Below are 23,359 nucleotides of genomic sequence, written 5' to 3'. Positions count from 1 at the left end.
ACATGAGGGGAGCACTGGGATGATACCGGCTTAGCAATGGAAGACATTTCTTTACGACTATAACAAGGGATCATCTTTGATCAGCTATCATCAGCATCAGTAGCTTCTTTACTCGCATCTTGCTCTGCCTCTTGTTGCTCAGATTTCTGATTTTGCAACTTTGCTTGCCTTAATTCATGTGCATCTTTCTCAGATCTGACAACGTATATAGTAATTGGCACTATCACTTTACTATGTAATTCTATATTCACTTGATACTCGCCCAAATTTTTGATGCTTATTCCACCCAAAGATAAACTATGATGACTTATATCATATCCTTCTTGTAATAAAGTTTTTGCAATTTCACGTGTGGTTACAGAGCCAAAAATCTTTCCATCCTCTGAAGCTTGCTTTATTAATATAATAAATTTATCATGCAGTGATGATGCAAGCACTTTTGCTGCATTTAATTTTTTGGTATTTTCTTCTTCCAATAATAAACGCTGTTCCTCTAACTTTATTAAATTTTCCTTAGTGGCTTTCATCGCCTTTTTTTGTGGAAAAAGAAAATTACGTGCATAACCTGGCTTAACTTTGACAACTTCACCAAGCTTACCTAAAGTTGTTATATTTTCCTTTAAAATTATTAACATAAATTACCTAACTTTTTTAGTACAGTAAGGAGCAAGAGCTAAAAAGCGTGCTCTTATAATTGCTAAGCGCAACTTTCTTTGTTTTCTTGCGCACACACCTGTTAACCTTCTAGGTAATATTCTACCATAGTCAGAGGTGAATTTGGACAATAAATCTATATTCTTATAGTCTATGTCCTCATCTTTAGATGCAGCAAGAGGACAGACCTTAGGACGCCTAAAGCCAGTTCTGTTATTTACAGACACGTAAGAATTATTAAAACTATTTCGTCTTTTCATCATTATGCACTTTTCTCCTCAATTTGTTTATCCATCATGTAAGATTTACCTTTAAAAAACTCATTAACCCGTACAGACAAGTGGCGAATAATATTCTCATTCAGTTTTACTCTACGCTCAAATTCATCCATAATGCTTGAAGTAAAACTTATACACATCATACAGTAATGACCACTTTTCATCTTATTTATTGGGTATGCAAAATCCAATAGACCCCAATATTCATATTTTATCAATCCTGAAGCTTCAATATTTTTCAAAAGCACTTCCAGCGTTTTATTCAATTGATTTGAGTCTACTATTTTAAAACTTTTTAAAACCTCTTGAAGGGGCTTTATTAGATGTTGTGAAATATTTTCCTTAAAAGCATTTACTACATTATAGATAAATGCACTTTTAGTGTTAGCTCCTGGAAGGTCCATAAAATTTTGTTTTATTCCCGTATCACTTAGTTCATTTTTCAATTCTTTATCGATTCTTGACTTTATTTCTTTTAAATTTGAAAAATCTTCTTCCAATTCAACCCACAAAATTTTTGTCAGAGTTTCCAAAAAATCAGAGTAAACAATCAGACTTTTTTTAATGCTTTCGGTACTTGCCTCTAGCTCTTGTTTTGTAACTGTGCTATGTTCTCTTTCTATGAGACCTTTAACCTCCTGAGAAATAACATCTGCTTTAATATTTTTCAACAAAATAGCCAATTCTTGGACCATTTCTTCTACTTCTTGCTGCAATAAGTTCGGTTGTGCTATAAAAGTAAATTCATAGAGATTCACTATATCTTCCTTTAATATCAATTAAACACTTTAATTATATAAAACTTTTTTATATAAGCAAGTTATTTGTATTAATTTCTACGTCTTCAATCCAACTTAAGTGAGATATTTCATAAATAGCTTTGGGGGTGATTGAATATGTACCTGGCAACAAGATGCTGACTTTATGTTTTTCGAGAAGAAACTTTAGCATTATTTTGGTTTTGCCTCCATTTTTCAACACTGCATTCAACTCCTCAGCAACTTTTTGCGAGTCTGAACATACAGCAGTTAAAACTAATCCTTTCATTAGAGAAGTAACCTTTTCTGTAAATTCAGATATGTCCTTTCCTGATAGTCTCGTTGTGTTTTCTGAAATTTCAAGATCAATTATCACAAATGCTCCAGGTGAAAATAGATTCCTTTTTTCTTCTATTATTTCATTATTGTAGAATGCTATTTCAGAAACATTGTGGGGATCAGAAAGTGTTAGTATAACAAATCTTCCACGTTCTGAGGTTCTCATACGCACATTTAATATTACACCAGCAGTTTTTATCGTTTTACTCTCTCCGATAAACCCAATATTTAATTTTTTCAAGAGAGTTCTAAACTTTTCAAGTGGATGATTAGTTAAGTAAAATCCCAATGAAAATAACTCATGCTCTAATTTTTCCTCTTCATTAAAATCTTCCACGTTCTCAAGTTTTGGCTTCAGAATATCAAGATGACCAAATAAAGCAGCTTGATTTGACTGCCTATTTTTATTTGCAAAGTAAATCAATGTGTCTATTGACTCGTATAACTGCTTTCTATTTTTGTGCACACTATCGAATGTTCCAGATTTAATTAAACTTTCTAATGCCCTTTTATTTATTATATGCCCCAAATTTTGAATGAATTCCCATATGTCCTTATAAGAACTTGAGCGTGCATTTACTATTCCTTCTGCTATAGCAAAACCAACATTACGCAAAGCAGCAATTCCGTAGCGTATGTGCTCACCCTCTATTGAAAATTCAGCCTTAGATTTGCTGATATCAGGCGAAAGAACAGCAACTCCACTGAATTTTGCAGCATGATAAAACAAATTCAGTTTGTCTCTATCATCAATGTTGAGATTCATCAAGGCCGTAAAAAATTCTAGCGGGTAGTTAGCCTTAAGGTAAGCTGTTTGGTAAGATATAATCGCATATGCTGCAGCGTGGGATTTATTAAATCCATAACCAGCAAATTTTGCAACAAGATCAAAAATATAACTTGCCCTGTCGTAATCAACACCGTTTTTTGTTGCTCCTTGAACAAAAAGTTCACGTTGTTTATCCATCTCTGCCTTAATTTTCTTACCCATGGCACGTCTGAGTAAATCCGCCTCTGCTAAGCTATATCCAGAGAGAATACGCGCTATTTCCATTACCTGTTCTTGGTAGATTATTACTCCGAATGTTTCTTTTAACACCTCCTCAAGCAATGGATGAATGTAATCTGGCTTTTCAAGTCCATGCTTTCTTGCAACATAAGTTGGAATGTTATCCATAGGCCCTGGGCGATAAAGAGAAATTAAAGCGATGATATCTTCAATGCAGTCTGGCTTTAGTTTTATTAAAGCTTCTCTCATTCCCGAACTTTCAAGCTGAAACACTCCGATTGAATCACCTCTTGAGAGCATTTCATAGGTTCTTTGATCAATCAAAGAAACTGAGGAAATATCAAATTTTTTTTTATCACGATTAATTAAACGACATACATGATCTATTAGTGTTAGCGTACCAAGTCCAAGAAAATCAAATTTTATTAACCCAGCTTTCTCTACATATTTCATGCTGTATTGAGTGATTGGCAGAGCCGAATTTGGATCATAATAGACGGGAACAAAATTTTCTAATTTTTGATCGCATATTACAATTCCAGCAGCATGAGTTGAAACGTGACGATATATTCCTTCGAGCTTTAGAGATATATCAAGAAGTTTGGCAATTACTTCATCACTATCCCTTTCTTTCTGAAGATTTTGATCAAACTCTATCGCTTGCGATAAAGTTACAGGATTTACTGGATTAAATGGAACCATTTTAGATATTTTATCCACTTGAGAGTAAGGCATTTGCAATACTCTACCAACATCACGCAATACTGCCCTTGCTTGCAATTTTCCAAAAGTGATTATTTGAGCAACATAACCGTACTTTTTCTGAACATAATCAATAACCAGGTCCCTTTTCTCTTGGCAGAAATCGATATCAAAGTCAGGCATCGATACACGATCAGGATTTAAAAATCTTTCAAAGATCAGACCAAATTTTATTGGATCAAGATCTGTAATCTGCAAGCTCCAAGCAACAATTGATCCAGCACCAGAACCTCTTCCCGGTCCAACTGGAATGCCATTTGCTTTGCTCCAACGAATAAAATCAGAAACTATCAAAAAGTAGCCAGCGTAGTTCATCGAAGTTATTACGCTTAGTTCGTAATTCAGCCGATCGTAGTATTGTTTAAGGTCTATGTCCGTTTCATTTGCAATGCGGAATTCTAATCCTGCAACTGCCTGCTCCCTCAGTTCTTCATTCTCAGTTTTATTTTCTCGACAAGGAAATTTAGGCAAGATAGGCTGCCTGCTTCTTGGCATGTAAGAGCACCGCTTAGCTATCACTAAAGTGTTATAAATTGCTTCGGGAATGTCGCTGAACAGTTCCTCCATTTCTGCCACAGATTTGAAGTAATGCTCGGTAGTTAACTTCTTTCTGTTATTCTCCAGGGCATAACTGCCCTCCGATATGCACGTTAATATATCATAAGCTTCATAATCAGATCTATTTGAAAAAAACACATCATTCGTTGCCACTAGTGGTATATTGCGCTGATAAGCAAAATCTATTAAAGCTTCTTCAAGCTCTAGCTCTTTATTCAGCCCATGACGCTGCAATTCAACATATAAATGACCATCGAATGCTGAAAGCAGTTTTTCAACCGTTTCTTTGTCTTGCTCCAATAACAGTTGAGCCAAACATCCACCAGTTAAGGCGATTAGACCTGTATTAAAACTTAATAGCTCATCAAAATCAACGTAGGGAATATCGCTGCTATTTTTGCGCTTTTTAAAAGACTCACTCACCAAAGTGACTAAATTAGTGTACCCTTGTTCATTTTTTGCAAGTAGCAATATTGGTAAATTTTGTTCTGAATGTTTAACTATAATATTGCATCCTACTATTAGCTGTATTCCCTTATTTGCTGCATATTCTGCAAATTCAAGTGAGCCAAATAAGTTGCCTGAATCAGTAACTGCAACTGCCGGCATTTTGTTCTGCAAACAAAGACCAATCAGCTCCTCAATTTTAACCGAACTCTCAAGCAGAGAATAAACGCTATGAACACGTAAGTGTATGAACATAAAAAATTTTAGATTAGCAATAGTTAAGGATAACATTAATTTACTTATAAGGATATGCAATAGAGTCAACTTGACAAACCTCATCAGTCTTCTTATCATGACAATAAGAGTATTTATCCTTGTTTTTAATCTCTGCAGATTTAACAACAAAAATTCAGTAAAAAACTCAGGTATATATTGGCAGATTACATAAAATTATAGCGGCTGCATGTCTTTTTTATTTTTTCTACATTCAGCCAAAACGCGCTTTAAATAAGCGTTAGCACATTATTACAATGCCGATTTACATTATTATAGGGTTAAAACTCACTACTGGGGGATTCTTTTGCCTTTTTTTGCTTGGTAAATTTCTTAATATTTTTGATTGGTTAGGAGTTCTATAGAGATGTCATTTCAGTGCTTCTTATTACCTGTTCTGGATCCCAGTGGGCTTTGTTGCACAGCTCTTCGGATAGTGGGTAATGTATAATAAATTCATGAAGCTATATCAAACTTAGCCATGCCTATTTCAGTAAATTTGTTAAGCAAATAACACTTGAGTAGCAGTTCCTTCTCACGATTAATCTCAGATTTATTCCTAAAACTAAATCCAAATATTTGCTTCAGTCGCGAGAAAAAACTTTCTATATAAGATCTCTTCCAATAATTTATCTCTTTTTTCCACCTCTTCATACCATCTTCATCATATGACTTTATGAGCTTGATTGTAGAATTTCTCTCATTCATATAATCCAACTTTGGATGCTCTACTGCATTATTTTGCGGAGGAATCCTTGTCTTTATGTCAAGCTCATCGCACAGTTTGTATAACTTCTTTCGATTATATGCCCTATCTGCATATATCGTGCTTATGTTATACTTGGTATCCACTCTTTCAATAAGATCACAGGCTCCATAGTGGTCGGAATAAACTCCACTACTGTATTTTGCAGCTATAACTTTTTTACTACCTATCTCTAGCATTACATGTAGCTTTCTTGTTTGCTCATAGCGGCGATACTTTCTATCTGTACCATTTGCCTTACTATGGCCTGGAATATTATTGTAGATGCTGATACCTGTACTATCTATAGCAATTTCAATATCTTCCATATCGTTCTTATCAACTCTGCAGTCGTTGATTTTGATATTAAGCTTTTTAAACCTTCTTGAAGCCTGCGAATAGCTGATAATTTGCAAAATTTTCCCTATTTGCTCAAGATATTTCTCTATAAATCCCACTGTTTGCCTAAGACCAATCCTGAATAGATAGGTTATTATGTGAATTAGAATCACTACTTTGTCGCTGTAGACATTGTTGCCACCTGCTACTTTTGGACTATTTTCGTACCAATTTTCAATGGCATCGTTGATATAATGAAAAACATTTCCCCTTTCTTGAAGAAATTTGTTATATTCATTGCAGTTACTGACTTTCATTCTTATTGGCATATTTTTCCTTTGTCGGCTAAATATCTATTTTATAACAAATTCCATCAGTAACTGCCTGTTCTTTCCTTGAGTGGTGCAACAAAGCCATCCCAGTGTCGGGGCACTGGGATGACAGGAGAAGGAAATGCCGGAATGGCAGGAGAAAGAAACACTGGGATGACAGTGGAAGATCTAATTCCTTATATCAATTAATTGTCATCCACCTTTTATGTTACATAAACTCATCACTTTTATAGAACATCTCATTAAAATCATTCAAAATTCCAAAATCTTGATTTTTAATAAATAGATGATCATTTGTAACATAAGCTTCAGAAAGAGTGATCGGCTTTCCATCAAGATTGGAATCTTGCACATAAACTTTATTATACAGAGCTATCATTTGATTATAATTGTATTTCCCAGCAGTATACTGACTGCTTAAGTTCTGATAAAAATTATCTATGTCTTGATTTTGAGCTTGCAGCACCGCCTTATATTTACCATCTCCAATAGCTTCACCTACTTTGATTTTTAAAGGATGTTGTTTCACATTATCTATAACAGTTATTTCCTCTTGCTTCTCTTCATCTTCTACTAGCGACCTTTTACTCCTTTCTTCACTCGCAGGTTGATCTGCTGGCATTTGGTCTATATCGTTAGATTCTTCTTCTTGCATAGTAATTTTTTTGAGATAGCTAAGCATATCCTTTCCAGCTTTTTCCCAAGTTGCAGCTTCTTTTGAAAGCTCACGATAATAAGAATCATTACCGCCTTTGCTATCTATTACATCTCTTTCTATACCTTTCCCTTCTGCCCATAACTCAGCATGTTCAATAAGTGTCCTGCCATCTTTGCCCACAACATCAACGTCAGCTTTGTTTTTTATTAGATATTCTATTGTATCTAACTTTCCATGCCTCACTGCATGAACTAAAGGTGTCCAACCATCATTATCCTGCACATTAACATTCGCACCTTTTTCAACTAAATGTTCTATTATTTCCTTATTTCCAAGATCAACAGCAAGGTGCAAAGGTGTTAAGCCGTAGCTATCCTGAATATCAATATCCGCATTGTGCTCTATGAGATATTTAACTACTTCCATATTTTTCATGTGCATGGCAAAATGTAGTGGAGATTTACCAGAGCTAATATCACGGGTATCAACATCTATACCACGATCTATTAAGTATTTAGCAATTTCCGTATGTTTTAGCTCAATTGCATAGTGCAGCAGTGTTTGAGCTGACGTGTTCTTTATACCAAGATCTGCGCCATACTCAATTAAACTCTTAACTATTTCCGAATTCCCTAGCTTAATAGCAGCAAGCAATGGAAAAGTATAAAAACCCTTACTGTTAGGATCTGCGTTATGATCTAATAGATACTTCACTATTTCTGTATTACCTGAATAAATAGCACTGTATAATGGTGTTTGGGAATAAGCATCTTGAATATTAGGATTTGCACCACGATCTATTAAGTATTTAGCTATCTCTATATTTCCAGACTCAATAGCATAGTGTAAAGGTGTCTTATAATACACATATTTAGTATTAGTTTTCTGATAATAATTGTCATGAACATTAAGATTTGCTCCATGATCAATAAGATATTTTGCTACTTCCGTATTTCCTGACTGAATGGCATAATGTAGTGGCGTTTGTCCATTATGGTCTCTTGTATCAATATATGAATTGTGTTTTAGTAGCGTTGCTACTTTGCTTAAATCTCCCAATGAAGCAGCAAAATGTAAACTAGTCGCACCTGTTACCTTATTTATCTCGTTTACTTTTCCTATAGTATTTTCTACATTATTGTCATCAATATTCACCTTTAAGAAAGGCTGTTTATTATACTTCATAACTTTTGTTGTAACAGCTTTTCCTTGTTCGTCTTCACTCGCTTTTTTAGCAGGTTGCATAGAATCTTCTCTACTGACACTTTCTATCTTGGTTTTATCACCACTTACATTATGTACTGGGCTATAACCATATAGACCCTTGCCTGCACTTTGTTGGCTTGTTGAACTTTCAACACTGTTAGATTCAACAACATTATATTCCATATGTTGTTCACCACTCAGCTCAGCCTTAACCCATTGTTTAAATTCTTGATCATAACCTTTCAGCTCAGCCAAAAAATCCTCAAATAATTTATTACCTTGAGACCTATTTGCACCAGATTTAGAAAGGCCCTTGAGCAAATTATCAATCATATCTGGGTGTTTATCTTCAAGAAATTTGATCACTTGTTCAGCATCCGAATGATAATGTTCCCCTTTATTACTCCAAATATTATTGCGCAATATTTCATCTGGTTTGAGATCTTTATTTCTTATTGCAATCAAGGCCTCTTTATCTCCGTGGTCATTGACATGCCGACCATCTTCTAAACTTGCCATATAGTTAGCAACCCCTTCATGCATGGCCTTAGATAAGACATCACCTGTACCATAATAGGAATTAATGATAGTTAAGGCGTGCCCCAATTCGTGTTTTAAAGTTTTACACGAATCATCAAATTGGTCTTGTAGATAAAAATAAACATGAACTTCTGAGCCACGCCCTTGAACTGTTAAGCCAGAAGCGCCTTTATAGTTAACGTTCAACTCCTTAAGATAATTTTCGTAGTCACTCTTTGTATTAAATACGAAAACATTAACTTTATTTGGTATGTTGTGCCAAGGCTGAGAATTATTAATGCCAAATGCTGAATCAAAATCTTTTATAGTACTCTCGATGGCATTTTTTACACTACTCAATTTGCTCTGAGTTAATTCCTCATCATCATATTTTATATTTATTTGAAGCTTGTGTTCGCCAAAAGTCATAACTTCACTATCTGGCACAAGATCTGCCACAATTTTATCGCCACTTTTTACATCCATCCACTGCTTAAATTCTTTTTCAACTTCTGAGTTATTCAAAAGATGTTTGAATTTTGATATCGCTTGTACTCTATCGAAGGACATTTCAGTAAGCAATTGCTTTATGAATTGAGGATGTTTTTCTTGTAGGAATGTCACTAAGCAATCTGATATTCTATAGTCGTTAGACATACTTGCTATTTTATATGGTGTATCATGCCCAGATTCATGCATTTTATTGTATGCTTCTTTTGTATAATGCATATCGCGAGTGCTTTCTTTTTTAGCTGCATCATAGCTCCACATGAAAAGCTTCATACCGGTACGTAAAACTTCAGGTACTGTATCCATATTACCGGTAGAGTACTCAAGAAATGCATCGCTCATTTTCTCCATTAAAATTTTAGATTTTGCGCAAAGTAAACCATTTACATCTCCAACAATAAAAGTCTTTGCTATCGTGCCGTCAGCTTCGTGTGCTCTGACCGTTCCACCACCCCATAATTCTCTATGGTCCTTACCACCTGAAAGTTCCTTGATGTGAGCTTTGTAATCATCGTAATTTTTCAGCACATAAAGCTGCAATTTTACTGGACCAGAATGAACGCTTTTTTGTGAATAGAAATTATCAGACCAGGCTCCGTAAGCATCTTTTACAGTTTGTTTTATATACTCAGGGGTATAACTAGCTAATCCCCCATATTTTACTTCTATTGTAAGCTGATCGTTTATTACTATACTTTCTTTATTTGGAAATAATTTTTTAATCAAAGTTTGTGATTTATCATATTCAGAATTTGTTTTAAATTTCATATTCACCTCTTAAAAATTTTCACTATAAATAAGTCTTGAGAAAAATGCGTTAACTGTAGATTCAGCCTTTACCTTGTTTTTACACAACTGCTTAGATAGTTGATCATCGCGAAAAAGCAGATTCTTAGTATCGAGATATTTAGCATAGTTGCCAGCAGGTATTGAGTAGAAACCGCTTTCAAGTTCAAGATAAGAGCTGCTATTGAGAACAAAAAATAAATCGCTCTGGTCAAGCAGTATGTCATAACCAGAGCTCGTGCAATGTAAGTATTCATTGCCTTCATACTCTGCTATGTAGTACTTACTTGCATCAAGATCACCATCAAGCTGCAAAATTGCCGCTGAACGTCCATTCCCAATACTATGGCCTTTTATTACTTTAAGTACTTTAATCTCATCATTTTCTATGAGTTCCCTTAACTTTTCATTCTTTTTATTTAATTCTTCCTCTGCTTTTCTTCTGTCTTCTTCTAATTTTGTTTCTTTTTCAACAAGCTCATTTTGTATTTGCAAAAACATATCTTGAACGGTTAAGCCATTTAGAAAGTAATCCAATACACTTGACACAAGTGGCTGCAATTCACCATTATCTTCAAAGCTCTTTTCCTGCTTTTTGTCATATTGAGTGGGGTTATAGATTGCATACAGAGGATAAAAACCATAATTTGTCTCACCAGGTGATAACTCTATTGAAAATCCGCTCTGATCAAGTGGAAGTTTAGTAGCTAAATATCTACCATTATCATCTCTGACATATAGCTCATTTATACCATAGTGACCACTATATTTGTTGTAATAAATATAAAAATTTTCAGGATTAAGATTAAAGTAATCATCTAAATTGTTAGGTTTACCGAGCTTTTCACATAGAAAACTCTTGCTCTTATCTGTAAGTTTGATGCGTGTAGAGAAGTAACACCGATCTATTCGGTCACCTTTTTCTATTTCAAAGTCTAGGACTATTTTATCGCTAAACATACAGAATTTCCTCACATTTCTAATATTTATGATTATAAATTGTGTACTATGAAAAAAGCATTAAGGCTTCTCTATGTATCTAAAAACAGCGCTAACTTATGACAAAAACAGTTGACGTATTACTACCGCTTCCAATTGATCAGTTATTTTCATATGCAGTTGAGGAAGATACTGAAGTTTCAATTGGAGATTACGTAGTGGTGCCGTTTGGCAGAAAGCGTTTGATTGGAATAGTTTGGAGAGAAAGTAGCAAAAGCGATCGAGAATTAAAATTTATTGAGCAAAAGATCGATTTGCCGAGCATCAGACCAAAACTGATCGAATTTGCAGAGTGGGTTGCACAGTATAATGTAATACCTATCGGTATGCTTGCCAAAGTGATAATGGGAGGAGTATTAAAGGTAAATCAAATAGATAAGTTAGTTTGCACTAAGCAAAAGCAAGAAATAAGTGAAATAGATTACCAATTAAGCCCTGAGCAGCAAGCAGCTCGCGATAAGATAATAAGTAATTTGAATGAGTATTCAGTGACTTTGCTTGACGGTGAAACCGGGTCTGGAAAAACGGAAGTTTATCTCTCTGTGATTGCAAGGTTAATTGAAATCGTAAACGATGCACAAGTCCTGATCCTTCTGCCAGAAATTGTCCTAACTTCACAATTAGTAAATCGTGTTCACAATCAGATATCTGGAAATATAGCTGAGTGGCATTCAGGACTTACTCCCAAAGCTCGCCGAAATAATTGGCTCAGTATCGCAAATGGAAGTGCGCAGATAATTATTGGGGCAAGGTCATCACTTTTTTTGCCTTATAAGAACCTAAAATTGATCATCGTTGATGAAGAGCATGACTCATCCTTTAAACAGGAACAAGGAATTATATATAATGCTCGAGATATGGCAATTATCTTAGCCAAACTCGAAAATATTCCGATTATTTTATCATCCGCTACTCCGCTGCTTGAAACAATTTATCATGTTAAAAAAGGGAATTACAACCATGTAAAGCTAACCGAACGATTCGGTGGTGCAGAGTTGCCGCACATAAAAGTAGTGAATAATAAACAATGGATTTCAAATGAGCTTTTCGAAGGGATAAAACAAACCATAGAGAAAAAACAGCAAGTTATGCTCTTTCTAAACCGCAGGGGGTATGCGCAACTTGCAGTTTGTAAAAAATGTGGATATAAAATTTCCTGCTCAAATTGCACTGTATGGCTTACGTACCACAAGAAAAAGAACGTCCTTTTGTGTCACCATTGTTCTTACCAATCAAAACTTCCAGAAAAATGCTCGAATTGTCAAAGTGAGCAGTCATTATCCCTTTGTGGTATAGGAATTGAGAGGTTACTTGAAGAGATAGTAAAACTATTACCAAACGCAAAGACTGCGATTATTAGCAGCGACCAGAAGTCGCTTGGTAGCGTAATTGACTCAGTGCTCAAAGAAGAAGTGAATATTATAATCGGTACACAAGTGATTGCTAAAGGGCATAATTTCCCTAAGTTAACTTTGGTTGGAGTGATAAACGCAGATTTAGGCCTTGAAAATTCTGACCTCAGGGCAGCAGAAAAGACGTATCAATTATTGCATCAAGTTGCCGGTAGATCTGGGAGGTTCAACGAAAAAGGAACGGTAATAGTGCAAACTAATAATCCTGAAAGTTTGATAATAAAAGCATTGCAGCAGCAAAAAAGGGATTTGTTTTATGAAATTGAACTTGAGTCAAGACGCAAAGCTAAAATGCCCCCATTTAGTAGGCTAATAGCGCTTATAGTTTGTGGTAAGGATCAATTTGCAACGCAGAAAGCAGCAAGTGAGTTAACAAGCTTTTTACATAATCAATTTTCAACTACCTCTCAGCACTTGACATTGAAAGAATTTGAAATTTTTGGCCCATCACCAGCAGCAATAAATTTCTTAAATAATAAATATCGGTATAGAGTGTTACTCAAAATACACAATAAATACAGTCTGTCTATAAAGAAAAAGCTGAAACATTGCTGTAACTTGAGTTCAAATATTGAAGTAACAATAGATGTTGATCCTGTGAGTTTCTTTTGAATTTATTTGACATTTGTAGGAATTGCTAATAAGTTCTATTAATTTTTTAATTAAAAAACTTGACTTTTATTAGAATTTATTATATTATTTATATAATTAGAATAGGGAGATAATATGACTGATTTACTTAAAATCATTAATGATGGAGAAAAGAAATTTACAGAAAAAATTAAAGAGTTACAAGAATATCTTAATGATAATAGCGAAATTGTGATTAACAAGCGGTTATTCGCACTGGCTATTTTAAATAAAATCCCTGTAAATGGAGATCTTATCAATAAGGAAGGAGGAAAGATAGTATACCCTATCTTGCACCACTGTATTGAACACGATAGTGTAATATCTGAGAAAAAAGAGAAATTATCATTTCAAGACGTGATGAAGATTTTAGATGAAACTGTGAATAGGTTTATTACTCCTCAGTATTTCTACAAATTGATAAATTTTCAAGATCAAAGTAGTAAAAATACATTATTACACCAAGCTGTTATAAGTAATAACACTGAGGCAATAGAAGCCCTTTTAAAATATGGTGCAAATCCTTTGATAAAGAATGAAGAAGGTAACATTTCACTAGATTTAGCTCATGGAAATACAAAAAAAGTACTCATCGAATGTATGAAAGACCAAGCTAAATCGAAAAAAGAAAGTGCTAGATGTAATAGTTTGATTGGCATTATACCTGGCGTTTTTCTTGGCATTGGACTCGGTGTTGGTAGTGCTTTAGTCCCTTCAATGACTATTATATTATGCACACTCGCAGTATCTGCTCTTGTTGCTGGAATAGCAGTTGGAGTGGCTATATATTTCCTAAGTCAAGACTATAAACAGGCTAAATCAATAGAAGAAGCTGTTAATCCTCAACTCTCTTCTGTCAAGTATGAAAAGACTGTAGATAATAAAGCAGTACTAGGATAACTGTGAGTTTTTTAACATTAGATTTCTTGCATAACTGGAATTCGAAAGTTCCAGCGCATTTTTCTTATTGGATCCCAGTGTCAAGCACTGGGATGACATCTTATTATGCAAGAAATCTATTCATTTAAAACTTATTTGAGAAAACGTAGCTATAAAAACCGCAGGTACCAGTTGGTTTTTATTAGCTAAATTAAAGGTCAAGTATCTGGAATTCTGAACATAAGATCCCCCTGTATAAAAAAGATTAGAAAAAATGCAGTGCACATACGACAGATATGCTCTGAAGAGGATACGCTACATTTTTAGTGAGTGTGATTTAAAAGTCTGCAGACCGAAGATAGATTTTTGAGCTCAATAAATATCTCTAACTGTAATTGTAATCAGATTTAAAATATGCGGAAGTAATTTTTTAGCTATAAAATCTTCTAAAAAATTAACACAGAAGTTAGTTTCATAAGTATTTTTATCAAAAACTATTTTAAAAAAATTTAAATAGAGTTGAAAAATTTTAAAGATGAGATACCCTACCTGAAATGCAATCCCTGTAAAATAAAGAAATATGAAAGGTGAAATAAACACTGCAGCAAATTTTCAAGCAGAAGACCTTGAGTCTAAAAATGCTACAGATCTTGATTGTTTAGCTAACTCTCTAAATTCTTTGAATGCAAAGAGTGCTGAGATTAAAGATAAAAGGAACGATGTGCCTTTTTCCAGTAGAAAAAGCAACTCGCATGTTTTAGAACTTTTTTCTAGTGAAAATGTTGAGATTAACATTCCAGATGAAACACCTTGTGCTGCTCGGAGTGAATCAGGTATAGCTGTAATATTTAGAGGTATAGCTGGGTTGTTTAAAGGTAGGAATAGTATGGACGTAACCCTTTATCAATCTAAAGTGCAACGTAGCTCTGCAATTGATTACAGTACTACAGAAAGTATAGGGTTACGGCTACTAAATATCTGTAAAGGAGAAGAAGATATCTCTTTTGATCAAGAGATTAATTTTTTATATAAAGAGGGTTATTTGTATGATGTCTTATTGTTGCAAGACGAGGAGAATCATGACACACCTTTACATGTAGCTATAAAAAGAAATCGTACTTGTTTTGTAGAAAAACTTTTGTGTATTCTTAAGGAACCATACTGTTCAAGTGAGTTTTACAAACGCAAATATTTTGAACATAAGCAAGAGAATGAAAAGCCGCTTTTCAAAGTTATTAATACTAATAACAAGGATGGAAAAGATGCAATTACTCTGGCTATTGAAAGCAATAATTCAGAATGCATTTCAGCTCTTTTTAACTACTTAACTCGTGAAAATATTAACAGAAGAAAAGATGTTGAAAATGAGTACACACCTCTACACGAAGCTATGCTTCTTAACAAAAATGAAGCAATCAAAGAGCTTCTCAAATCAAAGGATATAGATACTGAACTCATAGATAAGGAATCTTACAAAGCATATAATTATGCTAATAACAAAGAGGCCATAGAATTGTTTATTCAGCACTATAGTAGTAAAATTAGTGAGTTGCGTATAAAATTAGAAGATAATAATAAAAAACTAGCACGAATTAAGTGCGTCCTAAACAAAACAAAACTTACTTGTGTATGCTTAGCAGCCTTCGGCTCTTGTTTTAGAATGTATAGAAATTCCCATGACATAATAAATGAAGAAGTGAGTGAAGATATGTTATATTATTCTCTTGCATTGCTTGCCAACACTACAGGTCTAATATTATTTTTTAATTATTTGATCGATACAATACTTTCCAAGTATGAAGAAAAAAATTCTAGTTTGAATAAAGAGTCAGACAGTTATGTAGAAGAAAGAAATATGTTGAAAAATAAATTACGTCATTTTCAAAAAAGAAGTACCGTAGTAACTACGCAAATGTGTGAGATAATTTCAGTTATACCTGAATCAGAGTTAGGTTACAGTAGATTGTGATTACATTAATTTTTTCAAGACAGTTCTAAAAAAAGTGGGAAATCTTTTTCATAGCCAATCAAACTAAGCTTTCTTTACGAAAGGTTTGATGTTATCATTTTATAAACTATATCCTGAATTTGTTAAATGAACATTAATATAAAGAATTTAGTTCATGCTTTTTCTAAATTGCCAAGTTTAGGTCCATCATCATCACGAAGATTAGTTATACATTTGCTCCAAAATAAAGAGAAAGTCATGCTACCGCTTGCATCTTTGATTAGAGAGCTAGCGGATCTTATAATAGAGTGCAAAATTTGTGGAAACCTAGATACTAAATCGCCGTGTTCTATTTGTACTAACCCAAAGCGTGACACCAAGTTAATGTGTGTAGTAGAAGAATTGGGTGATCTATGGGCATTTGAAAAAGGGAATATATATTCAGGTATGTATCATGTTTTGGGTGGAAGGCTATCAGCAATAAATGGCATAGGTCCAAAAGAACTGAATCTTGATAACATTCCCAAAAGAGTTACAGAATTTAAAATTGAAGAGGTCATTATTGCAATCAATCCGACATTAGAAGGCCAAGTTACTGCGCAATATATAATTGAATTGCTAAAGAATTCGAATGTAAAAATATCGCGCCTTGCTTGTGGTATACCGATAGGTGGAGAAATTGACTACCTAGATGAAGGGACTCTGAAGATAGCGCTTACTTCAAGACAAGAGTATGAGTAAATACAAAAGAAGGTATGTGCTTAAAAAAACTTATATCGCTAATAACATTTAAAAAAAAAGAAGAGGAGCAATTGCCTAAGGTAACAACTTGGGAGAATGATTGCTTAGGCTATAAACAAGTTGCAAGTAGATTTAGTAATATAATTAAGACAATTGATCAGTTTTTTTCGATCGTATCCTTAGAAGGATATGATAAGTGGGGTAAGACATTTTTTTTGAAAGAATGGGTAAAGGATCTAGAGCAGCAAAATGAAATTGCAGCTTATTACAGCGCATGGGATATTAGTGCGCTAGATCAACCATTGCCTTCTTTTTTGCATTTCTTGTTTGAGGATCTATTCGCATCATACAAAGTAAAAAGGAGTGTTATACAGCAGTTCAAAAACATAAACCAAGAACTCTTTTCTCTCAATACATTAGGAAAGCTGATCAGTAAATCTCCACTTGCTATGCTTTCAGTATTTCTCGATGCTGCAAAAGAGGCTGATAAGAAAGACATTGGTTTTGTCTTGGGTGAGTTAAATCTTCTCCAAAGGAGAAAAGAGAACATTAGAGATTTTAAAATACAACTAGCAGATGTGGTTAATAAAATCAGGAAAGACAAAAACATTTATATAATGGTGGATGATCTTGATATATGTCGCCCTAAATTCATTGTCGATTTTTTAGAATCCATAAAGTACATGCTTGATGTTGAGGGACTGGTTTTCATTATCTCTGTTAGCCAAGATAAGAGTAATGTGCAAAGAGCAATTAGCACAATACTTGGACCAAATTTTAGCCTAAAATCTTTTACTGATCTCTCTTTGCATTTGCCAAAACAGCCAACAGAGCAGTTTATAAGAAAACTGTTTGAAAGTTCTGAATTACCGAAAAAATCAAAGAGCTTAATTATAGATAGCTTTATATTTTATGCAGAAAGCTTCTCATTATCACTGCAGGCAATACAATACTGTATAAGAAGAATAAAGCTATGTTTTTTGAACCATGCAAAAGAAGAATTACTTGATCCGAATTTATTTACATTTTTAGTAATACTACAGTCAGTAAACACTGATTTGTACGAGGAATTATATTCATCACCTCAGAAAGTACTGGAGAAGATTGAGAGTGATTTAATGCCAAATGGTCAAGAAGAATGGAAAAAGCTTAAAATCTCTCTTGAGACTACTTTTAAAAAAAAAGAATCAAAGACTAACAAATCTTTGAAGCAAATAAGAGATATTATATTCTAGCACTTTCTTCTTAATTTGCATGACACAATGGTTGTACTTATTCCAGTTTAGCATTGGAACCATAAGTTGGCCCACATAAATTTTAGCATGTGTGACCTTGAAAGATCGCAGTGCAATACTTAAATTATTAGAGTAGTAGGCTAATAATGGAGCTCAAAATGCACAACATACAAGAAACTGAAAGTTTAAAATTTGACGCTGAAGTAGGCAAAGTACTAAATATAGTAATTCATTCACTTTATACTAATAAGGATATTTTCTTGCGTGAGTTAATATCAAATGCATCAGATGCATGTGATAAATTGCGCTATGAATCACAATTAAATGCTGATTTATTAGATTCAAGTGATGAGTTGAAGATTACTATTAGCTCCAGTAAAGATAAGAATGAGCTGTATATAACCGACAATGGAATTGGCATGAACAGGCAAGATTTAATAGATAATCTTGGCACGATTGCAAATTCTGGTACGCAAAAATTCTTGGATGCAATTAAGAATAATAAAGATTCGAGCCAAGCTGTAGAGCTGATTGGAAAGTTTGGTGTTGGTTTTTATTCAAGCTTCATGGTTGCTTCAGAAGTTATAGTAGAATCAAGGAAAGCCGGAGAAGAAGAGTCTTGGGTGTGGAAATCTAAAGGAGATGGAGAGTATTCAATCAGCAAATTAGATGGTCAAATCTCTCGTGGCACAAAAATTACGCTCATCATGCGTCCTGAAGAAAGCGAATTTTTAGACAAATTCCGTATTGAAAACATCGTTACTACTTACTCTGACCACATAAATTTTCCCGTTGAGTTTGTAAATGAAGAAGGAAAAAGTGAAAAATTAAATAGCAAAGCTGCAATTTGGACTAAGCCAAAAAATGACGTTACTCCAGAAGAGCACAACGACTTCTTCCGTGGTGTTGCACATGTGGGCGGTGAGCCTTGGATGATATTTCATAATAAAAATGAAGGTGCAATAGAGTATACGAACTTGCTTTATGTTCCTTCTATCAAGCCTTTTGATTTATTTCATCCAGATAGACGCTGCTCTGTAAAATTGTATGTAAATAAAGTGTTTATCACTGAAGATAATGTGCAGATTATACCGCAGTACTTGCGTTTTTTGAAAGGTGTGGTTGATTCACCGGATTTGCCTCTCAATATCAGCAGAGAAACACTGCAGAACAATCGCGTTGTTGAGCAGATTAGGAAATCTTTAACTAAGCGCATAATATCAGAGCTCGGCAAAAAAGCAAAAGAGAATTTAGAGGAATATACAAAATTCTGGGGCAATTTTGGTGCGGTGTTAAAAGAAGGTCTTTGCGAAGCTATGCCAACTGATGAAAGAGAAGCATTGCTTTCCATTTGCAGATTTCATAGCACCAGTGATGGTAAGCTAGTTAGCATTGATGATTATATAAGCAGAATGAAGCCTGAACAGGAACATATCTACTATCTCACAGGTAATAGTCTCGATTCAGTAAAAAACAGTCCACAACTTGAAGGATTCGTCAGCAAAGGATTGGAAGTGCTTCTATTTGTTGATCCAGTTGATGATTTCTGGACTAGCGTGATTCATGAATATAAAGATCAAAAATTTAAGTCTGTGACCCGCGCTGATGTTGATTTAGAAAAATTTTCTTCAGAAGAAGGCAAGAAAGATGAAGAAAATAAATCAGATGAAAACAAAAGCGAAGAAAACGCGGATTCTATACTCGAATACTTCACCAAGGTTCTTGGAAGCTTAGTAAAAAGTGTAAAGATCTCTAAGAAATTAACCGATAGTCCTGTGTGTCTAGCAGTTGATGAAGGAACTATGGATCTCCGTATGGAGCGTTTTTTACGTGAACAGAAGCAGCTAAATTACCGCACGCCAAAAGTACTTGAAATTAACATTAAGCATCCTTTGATAAGAAACATAATGGAATCTCACGCTAAAAATGGTGAAAATCCAACACTTGGAGATATGATTTACTTATTGTTCTATCAAGCTTGTATAGTGGAAGGTGAAGAGATGGAAGACGTAAGTCTATTTGCTAAAAGGCTCAATAACTTGCTTGGCAAAATTTCTATTTAATGCTATACTTAGTTTAGCTAATAATTAGGGGGTAAAACATGGGGTGGAATTTACTTGGTGGGCTCATGCCGCCAGCAGTAGATACTGCAGAAGAAAGGGAGCGTCGCCATTCCAGAGATTCAGGTGCTGAAGAAGAATTTGAAGTTTTAGAACAAGAAGAAATTAAGGAGCATCGTCATTCTGGAGATTCAGGCAATTGTTCAGAGGTTGAGGAAGGACAAAATACTAACAGAGCAATTGAATTGGAATTTCAGCTAACACAATCTTTGCTAAGTCAAGTAAAGGCAGGTGAGAATAATAGGAATGCAAATTCTGGCAAGCAAGCACAACTTGATTTGGAAAGAATGGATTTTGTAATTAATGGGCAAACAATAAGCAAAGCGTATGTTCACGAGTCATATTGCCAGCACAATCACTTAATTTCGAGTGAAAATGCAAATTACCGCCTGTTTGCTAAGCAAGTTTTCACAGAAATGTTTAAATATGCTAAGGCAGAAACTCCAAATGACAATATATTAGAAGAGTTAATTACTAATTGCAATCAGGCTGGGTATGATGGCTCTTTGTTAATGCAGCTCTCTCCTATATTCTCTAAGCATAAACTAAGCTTGCCTCATGCCAACGATAGAAAGATAAGTATTGTATATAATAGCCAAGGTTCTCTCAATATTCAGTATTGTCCAAGTATGCCTGTTAGAGAACTTGATACAAATAAGGAAATATGCAGGGTTGATGCTATTTTAGAGTTCACCCTTAAGTTTCGAGATAGTAAGGTAGAGTATGAAAACGGCAAAGTAACACTTGCTATTCCTGAACAATTAGAGAATTACAAAGTTGATGGCAAAAGTTTGTTAGATGAAATAAATAGGCATTTCGAAGATGAGGATAATAGAATTACAGAGACTCTTGAGAAAAATATGAATGAAGGACCTAAGTCATTTGCTGCTGAAGACTTGTCTATTACTGAGAGTTCATCTGATAGTAGTGAAGTAGCAAACAAAGTAGTTACTGATCCAGGCATTTTAGGTAATGTTGCGAATGTATTGGTAGGTGTTGCAGAAGTTACAGCAGTTGTAGCAACAGAGTTATTTTGGCCTCAAGATCAGGTTAATATAGAACCAAGGCATAATGAAGAAGAATTTACCATTACCCCTAAAAATTTAACCTTTGATGGATTAATAGACGTTATAAATAAAGCAAAAAATTATGGTGATTATGCAGATTTAGATAAAACTATAAATAATATAGAGGAAAGCGATAGATTTATTACTGATTTAAATTGTGGTAATTTGAAGGATTTTTGCTCTCAACAGCTTAATTTGACTGATCATACGCACAATGTGCTGTTGAATAATAGTTATGATGAAACAAATGGTTATTATAATCATTCAGTAAAAGAGCTTTCACTACTAGCCATTGCAGCTAATGATACGCTTGTGGAAAGATATGCAGAAACGCATAAAAGTATATTATTTACGCAAGATGAAGAGCTCGATAGGCTACTTATTGGTGTTGGTGGACAATGCTATATTAAGTTTTTATTAGAGCATTTGGATAAGCCGAATCATACTATGTTTTTGGATGGTATATGTAAAAAACTTGAAAGGGCATCTTTTGTTGGTAATCAGAAATGCGTAGAAGTGATACTAAATAGGTTTAAGAATACTGAGGCTGAAGGTAGAATTATTTTTTCATCTAAACTTTTGCACTATGCTATACACTTAGCTCCTGAAAGTAAAGCGGCAGAGGTAATTGTTAATCGTAAAGTTGTTGATATTAATAGTATAGATAATTCTGGAATTGCACCTTTGCATTATGCTGTAGCACGTGATAATTTTAAACTAATAAGCTTACTTATTGAAAATGGTGCTAATGTTGATGTTCAAGATGAGAGGCATGGCAGAACAGCTTTACATTGGGCTGCTTACCATGATAAATTTGAAATAGTAAAATTACTTGTAAACAAGGGAGCTGATTGGAACATTCAAGATAGAGATGGCAAAACAGCTTTAGATCTGGTAGGAACGAAAAGTTTATATTTGGTAAGGGAAGAAAACAGGGAAAAATCTTCTAGTGAATCAAAAATCACAAAATTTCTTGAAGGTTTAGATGATAAAACACCTTTGCATTTAAATATTAAAAAAGATCCAGAATCCAAAAATATTGATAATCAACAGCCGCAAAGAAACATTGTTGATAAAGTAGAGAATATTATGAATAATGAAGAGGCTTCAATAGAAGAAGCTATAGGTAATAATTGTGAGGAGGGTAAAATGCCTGGAAATGAAAACATTATAGGAGAAAAATTGTCTGATGCTGTCGATAGAATCAATCGTGATACTATGATAGATTTATTAAAGAAATTAGATGATAGTGTATATAAATCCACTTTACAGAAGCTCTTGAGTCAAGCAAATGACAAAATTACAAATTTGGAAGAGGGTGAGCAAAAAGAGGCTCTTGAACAAATAATACTATTTCTTGAACATAAGCTCAAGCACACTGCTACTACATTACCAGTAGACAACAATGTAGAAGCTGCTGCAAGTAGCCAAGAAGCTCCTTTGGTAGAGTCTAAAGAAAGCTCACCATCACTGAGTTCTGAGGAGGATGATTTTTCTAAACTTGAAGGTAATAAAAGTGATTGCTCTGCCGGAACTTCCTCAGACTCTAATAGTAATTCTCCATTTGAAAAAATTAGTGAAGAAGGTCATGAAACAAGAATATCTGTAATTGACACAGTGGAAGCTGAAGCAACAGCTAATGGTACTGTTTCTAGTAATTCTGTTCCTTGTACTTTAAGAGTAGAATTAACAAGTGATGATGAAGATGAATTTCTTTCGATTGAAATTGAAGATATTAATAATGATATTAACGTTAATCAACCTACTGAGCATGTAGAACAAGTTGCTAACGGAAATGGACAGCCAAAAACAGAATTGCCAAGAATTAATGAGCAAAGCAGCAAAAGTGGCCTCAAAAAAAATCCACAAAATACAAAGAAGTATGTTGTAGCTGCTTCTGCGCTTGCGATAGCCGGTATTGTTTCAGGGGTGGCTGTTGCAGTTTACTTGGAAATGTTAGCGGTAGGAATAGCAGTTGCAGCTTGTTGTCTTATTGCAGCTACAGTTACATACTGCTGTAGACCTAAAAGCTTAATTGAGAATGGTGAGCCTGCAGAGATTGTGTTCAAGGAAAGGTCTGTATACTAAATATAGTAGTCTATCATTTAATAATTTATTATAATTATATTGATTGTTAATAGATAAAAACTTGGTA

General features: G+C 34.2%; 15 protein-coding genes. 8 read left to right on the top strand and 7 right to left on the bottom strand.

Going from position 1 to position 23,359, the window contains the following annotated elements; translation table 11 throughout:
- Positions 1-80: 80 nt before the first annotated feature.
- The 5 genes from rplI to OPR29_RS00390 all read right to left on the bottom strand — a co-directional run bounded on the left by rplI (position 81) and on the right by OPR29_RS00390 (position 6,491).
- Positions 81-635: a 50S ribosomal protein L9 gene (gene rplI / locus OPR29_RS00410; RefSeq protein WP_019236699.1), complete on the bottom strand. Its 555-nt coding sequence runs from the start codon at positions 633-635 to the stop codon at positions 81-83.
- A gap of 3 nt (positions 636-638) precedes the next feature.
- A complete protein-coding gene (gene rpsR, locus OPR29_RS00405; protein ID WP_015587948.1) occupies positions 639-917 on the bottom strand; it encodes a 30S ribosomal protein S18 in 279 nt (92 codons plus the stop codon).
- Entirely contained in the window at positions 917-1,690 is a 774-nt protein-coding gene (gene rpsF / locus OPR29_RS00400) for a 30S ribosomal protein S6 (protein ID WP_211908633.1), read from the bottom strand. The genes rpsR and rpsF overlap by 1 nt, the downstream gene beginning before the upstream one ends.
- 49 nt (positions 1,691-1,739) lie before the next feature.
- Complete coding sequence (gene dnaE / locus OPR29_RS00395) at positions 1,740-5,060, bottom strand: DNA polymerase III subunit alpha (protein WP_265025259.1); 3,321 nt, start codon at positions 5,058-5,060, stop codon at positions 1,740-1,742.
- A gap of 474 nt (positions 5,061-5,534) precedes the next feature.
- Entirely contained in the window at positions 5,535-6,491 is a 957-nt protein-coding gene (locus OPR29_RS00390; protein WP_213863789.1) for an IS5 family transposase, read from the bottom strand.
- A 66-nt stretch (positions 6,492-6,557) separates the two neighbouring features.
- On the opposite strand from OPR29_RS00390, the gene OPR29_RS00385 reads away from it, so the two are divergent.
- Positions 6,558-6,683 carry a hypothetical protein gene (locus OPR29_RS00385; protein WP_265025258.1) on the top strand — a complete coding sequence of 42 codons (126 nt, stop codon included), beginning with the start codon at positions 6,558-6,560 and terminating at the stop codon, positions 6,681-6,683.
- A 19-nt stretch (positions 6,684-6,702) separates the two neighbouring features.
- Here OPR29_RS00385 and OPR29_RS00380 read toward each other — a convergent pair whose 3' ends face one another.
- Together OPR29_RS00380 and OPR29_RS00375 are read right to left on the bottom strand one after the other, a co-directional pair.
- Positions 6,703-10,155 carry an ankyrin repeat domain-containing protein gene (locus tag OPR29_RS00380; RefSeq protein WP_265025257.1) on the bottom strand — a complete coding sequence of 1,151 codons (3,453 nt, stop codon included), beginning with the start codon at positions 10,153-10,155 and terminating at the stop codon, positions 6,703-6,705.
- A 9-nt stretch (positions 10,156-10,164) separates the two neighbouring features.
- Complete coding sequence (locus OPR29_RS00375; RefSeq protein ID WP_265025256.1) at positions 10,165-11,133, bottom strand: hypothetical protein; 969 nt, start codon at positions 11,131-11,133, stop codon at positions 10,165-10,167.
- Positions 11,134-11,231: 98 nt separating this feature from the next.
- Here OPR29_RS00375 and priA point away from each other — a divergent pair, with 98 nt between their 5' ends.
- The 7 genes from priA (at position 11,232) to OPR29_RS00340 (ending at position 23,292) form a co-directional block, all read left to right on the top strand.
- Complete coding sequence (gene priA, locus OPR29_RS00370; protein ID WP_265025255.1) at positions 11,232-13,196, top strand: replication restart helicase PriA; 1,965 nt, start codon at positions 11,232-11,234, stop codon at positions 13,194-13,196.
- A gap of 114 nt (positions 13,197-13,310) precedes the next feature.
- The gene (locus tag OPR29_RS00365; protein ID WP_265025254.1) at positions 13,311-14,114 is read left to right on the top strand and encodes an ankyrin repeat domain-containing protein; all 804 of its coding nucleotides are present in this window, start codon (positions 13,311-13,313) and stop codon (positions 14,112-14,114) included.
- A 559-nt stretch (positions 14,115-14,673) separates the two neighbouring features.
- Positions 14,674-16,062, top strand: coding sequence for an ankyrin repeat domain-containing protein (locus tag OPR29_RS00360; protein WP_007302183.1), 1,389 nt, complete (start codon positions 14,674-14,676; stop codon positions 16,060-16,062).
- A gap of 132 nt (positions 16,063-16,194) precedes the next feature.
- A complete protein-coding gene (gene recR, locus OPR29_RS00355; protein WP_180708353.1) occupies positions 16,195-16,782 on the top strand; it encodes a recombination mediator RecR in 588 nt (195 codons plus the stop codon).
- 14 nt (positions 16,783-16,796) lie between these two features.
- Positions 16,797-18,017, top strand: a complete 1,221-nt coding sequence (locus OPR29_RS00350) for a KAP family P-loop NTPase fold protein (RefSeq protein WP_265025253.1) — start codon at positions 16,797-16,799, stop codon at positions 18,015-18,017.
- Positions 18,018-18,175: 158 nt separating this feature from the next.
- On the top strand, positions 18,176-20,080 hold the full coding sequence (gene htpG / locus OPR29_RS00345) for a molecular chaperone HtpG (RefSeq protein WP_265025442.1): 1,905 nt from the start codon (positions 18,176-18,178) through the stop codon (positions 20,078-20,080).
- Between the two features lie 38 nt (positions 20,081-20,118).
- Positions 20,119-23,292 (top strand): ankyrin repeat domain-containing protein, encoded by a 3,174-nt coding sequence (locus OPR29_RS00340; RefSeq protein WP_265025252.1) that lies wholly within the window; start codon positions 20,119-20,121, stop codon positions 23,290-23,292.
- Positions 23,293-23,359: the final 67 nt, after the last annotated feature.

Origin of the sequence: Wolbachia endosymbiont (group B) of Pammene fasciana (assembly GCF_947251495.1) — a bacterium.
Lineage (GTDB): Bacteria > Pseudomonadota > Alphaproteobacteria > Rickettsiales > Anaplasmataceae > Wolbachia.
The sequence above is the reverse complement of the archived record's forward strand: the minus strand, read 5'-3'. Positions and strand labels throughout refer to the sequence as shown.

Excerpts from the sequence above, each read along its gene's own strand:
- htpG (WP_265025442.1), top strand. The coding sequence starts at position 18,176 with ATGCACAACATACAAGAAACTGAAAGTTTAAAATTTGACGCTGAAGTA.
- rplI (WP_019236699.1), bottom strand. The coding sequence starts at position 635 with ATGTTAATAATTTTAAAGGAAAATATAACAACTTTAGGTAAGCTTGGT.
- OPR29_RS00375 (WP_265025256.1), bottom strand. The coding sequence starts at position 11,133 with ATGTTTAGCGATAAAATAGTCCTAGACTTTGAAATAGAAAAAGGTGAC.
- OPR29_RS00350 (WP_265025253.1), top strand. The coding sequence starts at position 16,797 with ATGTGCTTAAAAAAACTTATATCGCTAATAACATTTAAAAAAAAAGAA.
- OPR29_RS00390 (WP_213863789.1), bottom strand. The coding sequence starts at position 6,491 with ATGCCAATAAGAATGAAAGTCAGTAACTGCAATGAATATAACAAATTT.
- OPR29_RS00365 (WP_265025254.1), top strand. The coding sequence starts at position 13,311 with ATGACTGATTTACTTAAAATCATTAATGATGGAGAAAAGAAATTTACA.
- dnaE (WP_265025259.1), bottom strand. The coding sequence starts at position 5,060 with ATGTTCATACACTTACGTGTTCATAGCGTTTATTCTCTGCTTGAGAGT.
- OPR29_RS00360 (WP_007302183.1), top strand. The coding sequence starts at position 14,674 with ATGAAAGGTGAAATAAACACTGCAGCAAATTTTCAAGCAGAAGACCTT.
- rpsR (WP_015587948.1), bottom strand. The coding sequence starts at position 917 with ATGATGAAAAGACGAAATAGTTTTAATAATTCTTACGTGTCTGTAAAT.
- OPR29_RS00340 (WP_265025252.1), top strand. The coding sequence starts at position 20,119 with ATGGGGTGGAATTTACTTGGTGGGCTCATGCCGCCAGCAGTAGATACT.
- priA (WP_265025255.1), top strand. The coding sequence starts at position 11,232 with ATGACAAAAACAGTTGACGTATTACTACCGCTTCCAATTGATCAGTTA.
- OPR29_RS00380 (WP_265025257.1), bottom strand. The coding sequence starts at position 10,155 with ATGAAATTTAAAACAAATTCTGAATATGATAAATCACAAACTTTGATT.